This window comes from Longimicrobium sp., assembly GCF_036280135.1.
Classification (GTDB): Bacteria; Gemmatimonadota; Gemmatimonadetes; order Longimicrobiales; family Longimicrobiaceae; genus Longimicrobium.
In genome coordinates this window covers 1-5,532 of record NZ_DASURI010000963.1, presented here as the reverse complement: position 1 = coordinate 5,532, position 5,532 = coordinate 1, and the positions used below count along the sequence as shown (strand labels likewise).

The 5,532-nt window shown below is 72.2% G+C and carries 4 protein-coding genes; 3 read left to right on the top strand and 1 reads right to left on the bottom strand.

Translation table 11 applies throughout. From position 1 onward, the window contains the following. The coding region (locus VFZ20_RS31000; RefSeq protein WP_329687848.1) for a trypsin-like peptidase domain-containing protein at positions 1–664 on the bottom strand (664 nt) is incomplete at its 3' end. 134 nt (positions 665–798) lie between these two features. Between VFZ20_RS31000 and VFZ20_RS30995 the strand changes: the two genes are divergently transcribed. The 3 genes from VFZ20_RS30995 to VFZ20_RS30985 all read left to right on the top strand — a co-directional run bounded on the left by VFZ20_RS30995 (position 799) and on the right by VFZ20_RS30985 (position 5,233). Then, positions 799–1,491, top strand: a complete 693-nt coding sequence (locus VFZ20_RS30995) for a response regulator transcription factor (protein WP_329687847.1) — start codon at positions 799–801, stop codon at positions 1,489–1,491. Next, complete coding sequence (locus tag VFZ20_RS30990) at positions 1,488–2,795, top strand: sensor histidine kinase (RefSeq protein WP_329687846.1); 1,308 nt, start codon at positions 1,488–1,490, stop codon at positions 2,793–2,795. Before VFZ20_RS30995 ends, VFZ20_RS30990 begins: the two co-directional genes overlap by 4 nt. Before the next feature lie 749 nt (positions 2,796–3,544). Beyond that, complete coding sequence (locus tag VFZ20_RS30985; RefSeq protein ID WP_329687845.1) at positions 3,545–5,233, top strand: ATP-binding protein; 1,689 nt, start codon at positions 3,545–3,547, stop codon at positions 5,231–5,233. The last annotated feature ends 299 nt before the right edge of the window (positions 5,234–5,532 follow it).

Genomic DNA, 5,532 nt, shown 5'->3' with positions numbered 1-5,532 from the left:
GCGGGGCCTCGGCGCCGCTGCGGCCAAAGATGACGATGCTGCGGCCCTTGGCGCTCACGATGACGGCCGTGGTGCTCTGGCCCAGGTCCAGCGGGTAGCCCAGCGCCAGCACCCAGTCGCCCACTTCCAGCCGGTCGGCGTCGCCCATGCGCGCCGTGGGCAGGTTGGCGGCGTCGACCTTGATGACGGCCACGTCCGTGTTGGGGTCGCGGCCCACCACGCGGGCCTCGAACTCGCGCTTGTCGGCCAGGATGACGGTCACCCGGTCCGCACCCTCCACCACGTGGTTGTTGGTGAGGATGAAGCCGTCGGGCGACAGGATGAAGCCGCTGCCGCTTCCGCTGCGGGGGCCGCTCTGCCCGCCGCCCTGGCCGCGGAACAGCTCCTCCCACGGGGTGCCGCGGATCTCGTCGGGCACCTCGGCCCGCACCGTCCGCGACGAGGTCGACACGCGGACGTGCACCACCGCCGGCAGGGCCGTGCTGCTGGCCGCGCGAAAGGCGCTCGAAAGGCCGTCGGCCGTGGCGACGGCGGCCGCCGCGGGGGCCGACTGCGCGTCCAGGTCGGGGAGGGGATCGCGGGCCACGTCGGCCAGCGTCATCCCGCCGGCCGCACCCGCGACGAGCAGCCCGGGAAGGGCGAGCTTGCGAAGCGTTCCGTTCATCGTCAGTGTCTCTCTTCTGACAGTGGGTCCCATCGTCTTGCCGGGGATTGCTACACAGCGGGCCGAAACCCCGTTCCGGCAAGGGATTAGGGGAGGATTAGCCTCCCCTTAACCGATCTTAATCCAGGGCACCGATGCGCATTCTGGTCGTAGAAGACAATCCGAGGATCGCCGCGTTCCTCCAGAAGGGGCTGCGCGAGGAGGGCTACGTGGTCGAGGTGGCCGGCGACGGCGACCAGGCGTACGAGAAGGCCACCACGCAGGGGTTCGACGCCGCCATCGTGGACGTGATGATCCCCGGCCGCAGCGGCGTGCAGCTCGTGAGCGACCTGCGCGAGCGCGAGGTGCGCCTGCCCGTCCTGCTCCTGACCGCGCGCGACCGCACGGAGGACAAGGTGGCGGGGCTGGACGCGGGCGCGGACGACTACCTGACCAAGCCGTTCGAGTTCAGCGAGCTCACGGCGCGGCTGCGGGCGCTGCTGCGGCGGCTGGGCAGCCCCGGCGGGGCGGCCACGCTCAAGGCCGGCGACGTGGAGATGGACCCCGCCACCCGCGAGGTGCGGCGGGGGCAGGCGGCGGTGGAGCTCACGCCGCGCGAGTACGCGCTGCTGGAGTACCTGCTGCGCAACAGCGGCCGGCCCCTGTCGCGGGCGGCCATCATGGAGCACGTGTGGGGCATTCGCTTTGACCCGGGGACCAACATCGTGGACGTGTGCATCAACTCCCTCCGCACCAAGCTGGACGACCGGGAGCGGGGGCTCATCCAGACCGTGCGGGGCGTGGGATACGCCATCAAGCCGCCGGCGGGCGAGGAGACGGAGGCATGATCTTCAAGCGGCGCAGCCTGCGGCGCGAGATCGTGCTGGGGTACAGTGCCATCCTCATGATGGCGCTGTTCCTGTTCGCGGCCGCCACCTACGCCATCCTGCGCCGCTCCCTGGCCAACGCGGGAACCCAGTCGCTGCGGCAGACGGCGGCCGCGGCCGAGCGCATCGTCATCCCGCCCGGGCTGCCGCGCGTGGCCGTGGACGAGGAGCTGCTGCCCCCCGTGGAGGGCACGGTGGAGGTGCTGCGCCGCCGCACGCGCCTGGCCACGGGCGACATCCTGAACATCGTCGTGGCGCGCACGGGCGACGTGGAGCAGCACGCCCTCAAGTCGTTCGCCCTCATCGCCCTGGTGCTCATCCCCGTCACGGCGCTGCTTGCAGCCGTGGCGGGGCGGTCCATGGCGGACCGCATCCTCATGCCCCTCAACCGCCTGGTGACGGCGTCGCGGGAGATCGGCATCGGGGGGCTGGCGCGGCGCGTGGACGAGCCGGAGCGCCCCGCGGAGCTGCGCGAGCTGGCGCAGGCGTACAATGGCATGCTGGAGCGCCTGGAGCGGGCCGTGGGCGCCCTCAAGAGCTTTACGGCCGATGCCAGCCACGAGCTGCGGACGCCGCTGACGGCCATCCGCGGCACGGCGGAGGTGGCCCTGGCCCGCGACCGCTCGGCCGACGAGCTGCGGGGCACGCTGGAGGAGGTGCTGGACGAGACGGGCTCCATGCTGCACCTGGTGGAGGACCTGCTCGTCCTGGCCCGCGGCGACGAGGCGCGGGGCGACCAGCACGAGGACGTGGACCTGGCCACCGTGCTGCGCGACGTGCAGGACGTGGGCGAGGCGCTGGCCACGGGCAAGCCGGTGGAGGTGCGCCTGGACCTTCCCGCGTCCGCCCTGCCCGTCACGGGCGACGCGGGCGCGCTGCGGCGCCTGTTCCTGAACCTGGTGAGCAACGCCGTCAAGTTCACGGACCGCGGCGCCGTGACCCTCGCCGCGCGGATGGCCCCGCCGGAGCTGCCCATCACGATGGAGGACGCCGCGCAGCCGGCGGAGCCCGTGCGGTGGGTGGAGGTGACGGTGTCGGACACAGGCTCGGGGATCGCGCCGGAGGACCTGTCGCGCGTCTTTGACCGCTTCTACCGCGCCGACGCGGCCCGCGTGGCCGGCGGCACGGGGCTGGGCCTGGCCATCGCGCGGATGGTGGCCGAGCGCCACAGGGGCACCATCTCGGTGGAGAGCACGCCCGGCGTGGGCAGCGTGTTTACGGTGCGGCTCCCGGCGCGGGCCGGGGTCCCGGCGGTGAGTGCGTGAGTGAGTGCGAAAGTGCGAGAGTGCGAAAGTGCGAGAGTGCGAGAGTGCGAAAGTGCGAAAGTGCGAAAGTGCGAAAGTGCGTGAGTGCAAAAGTGCGAAAGGGACCGCGGCGAGGCGCGGTCCCTTTCGCGTTTCAGGCCGGATGCCCGTCGCTGCGCGACGGGGCCCTCTCCCCCGACCGCCTTTTGCTCGTTCCTCGCAACGGCGGTCGACCCCTCCCCCAACTTCTGGGGAGGGGTTGGCGAGAGGCATGGTTCAGGGCGTGAAGCTCAGCCCGTGCACGCGCTGGGTTCTCCCCCTCCCCCGCGAAGCGGGGGCAGGGGGTCGGGGGGAGGGGGCCCTCGGCGGGCGAGACACACTCCGCCACCGTGCACGATCCCGGAGCTCGCAATCTGGTCTCCTCTCTCCGCGAGGAACGAGCGGGGAGAGGGGCGGCCTGCTCCCGGCGCGAACCCGCCGAATGCCGAGGTGAATTTCTCGTCCTCCCGCGGCCCAGTTTCCGTCCTCCGCGCGCCGACCAGTTTCCATTCATCGTCCAGAATCCGTACACCTGCCGCGATCATCCGCCGCCCGGCCCCATCCGCGCACCGGCTTCCAACCCGCCGTCGCGGAACCGGCCGATCCGCCCGCGTCGGCCGCGCGGGGCACGATCCTTCGCAAGCATGCTTTCCACAACGACTTGCACCTGATACAGGAATTCGGCGCAGGGCATGCCATACGGCGAGCCGCCTCCTGCCATGAGCCCATCCATGATCCTCGAAGCTTCGCAGCCCATCTCCACGGCGCCGCCGCCGCCCCCGAGCTTTTCGCTCCCGACCGCCGCGCGGCCCGAGCCGCGCGAGGCGGTGCGCGCGCACCTGGATTCCGTGCTGCCCCGCGGCGAGTTCGCCCGCGAGCGGCTGTCGCGCGCCACCGTCCTGGTCGTGGACGACGAGCCGGGGAACGTGCGCCTCCTCACGCGCCTGCTGGAGCGCGCCGGGTGCGAGGACGTCATCGGCACCAACCAGGCACCGGACGCCGTGCGGCTGTACACGGAGCGCCGGCCGGACCTGATGCTCCTGGACCTGCACATGCCCGGCATGGACGGCCTGGCCGTGCTGGACCAAGTGCGCCACGCCCGCGACGACCGCTCGCGCAGCCCCGTCCTGGTCCTCACGGGCGACGACACCAGCGAGGCGCGCGAGTCGGCGCTGCACCGCGGCGCCAACGAGTTCGTCTCCAAGCCGTTCAACGTGTCCGAGGTGCTGCTGCGCATCGACCACCTGCTGGAGACGGCCGTCCTGCACCGCGAGCTGGCGGACCGCAACCGCGTGCTGGAGCAGGCCGTGGCCGCGCGCACGGCGGCGCTGGAGCAGGACATTGCCCGGCGCGAGCGGGTGGAGCGCGAGCTGCGCACCAGCGAGGCGCGCTACCGGCACCTGGTGGAGAACGCCAGCGACATGATCGTGCAGGCGGACGGCAAAGGGGTCATCCGCTACGCCAACGAGGCCGCCGGCCGCCTGTTCGGCCTGGAGCCGCAGGCCATGGAGGGGCGCTCGTTCCTGGGCCTCATCCGTCCCGACGCGCGCCACGCGGCGGGCGACGTCTTCATCGAGCAGGTGCGCCGCCGTCAGCCGTCCAGCTACCAGGAGCTCCCCGCCGTCACCCCGGACGGGCGCGACGTGTGGATCGAGCTGGACGTGCGCCTCACCTGGGAGGGCGACGAGCTGGTGGCCGCGCAGGCGGTGGGGCGCGACGTGACGGAGCGCCGGCAGCTGGAGCACCTCAAGGACGAGTTCATCTCCGTGGCCAGCCACGAGCTGCGCACGCCGCTCACCTCCATCCGCGCCGCGCTGGGGCTGCTGGAGAGCGGGCTGATGGAGACGCAGCCGGAGCGCGCCCGGCACCTGCTGCGCATCGCCACGCGCAACGGCGAGCGCCTGGCCCGCCTGCTGAACGACATCCTGGACCTGGAGCGGATGAGCTCCGGCTCGGTGCGCGTGGAGCGCCGCCCCTACGACGTGGCCGAGGTGATGACGCAGGCGGCCGAGACGGTGCGCTCCGCGGCCGAGGCGGCCAACGTGCTCATCGTGGTGGACGCGCCGCGCGCCACGGTGTCGATGGACGCGGACCGCATGTGCCAGGTGCTGGTGAACCTGCTGGGCAACGCCATCAAGTTTTCGCCCGCCGGCGGCGCTGTGTGGCTCTCCGCCGCGGCGCAGGAGGACGGGGACGTGCTTTTCGCCGTGCGCGACAAGGGCCGCGGCATTCCCGCGGACCGGCTGGAGGCCGTCTTCGAGCGGTTCACGCAGGTGGACGTGTCCGACGCGCGCGAAAAGGGCGGCAGCGGCCTGGGGCTGGCCATCTGCCGCGCCATCGTGGACCAGCACGGCGGCCGCATCTGGGCGGAAAGCACGCTGGGCGCGGGCAGCACGTTCTCGGTGCGGCTCCCGGCGTGAGGACGGTACCGGGTACGGAAGTGCGTGAGTACGGAAGTGCGTGAGTGCGAAAGTGCGAAAGTGCGAAAGGGACCGCGTGGAGGCGCGGTCCCTTTTGCGTGGCGGGAGGTCCGTCGCTGCGCGACGGGGGCCTTCTCCCCCGACCGCCTTTTTGCTCGTTCCTCGCAACGGCGGTCGACCCCTCCCCCAACTTCGGGGGAGGGGTTTGTCGTGGGGGACAGTTCAGCGCGTGAAACTCAGCTCGTGCACGGACTGGGTTCTCCTCTCTCCGCGAGGAACGAGCGGGGAGAGGCCGGGAG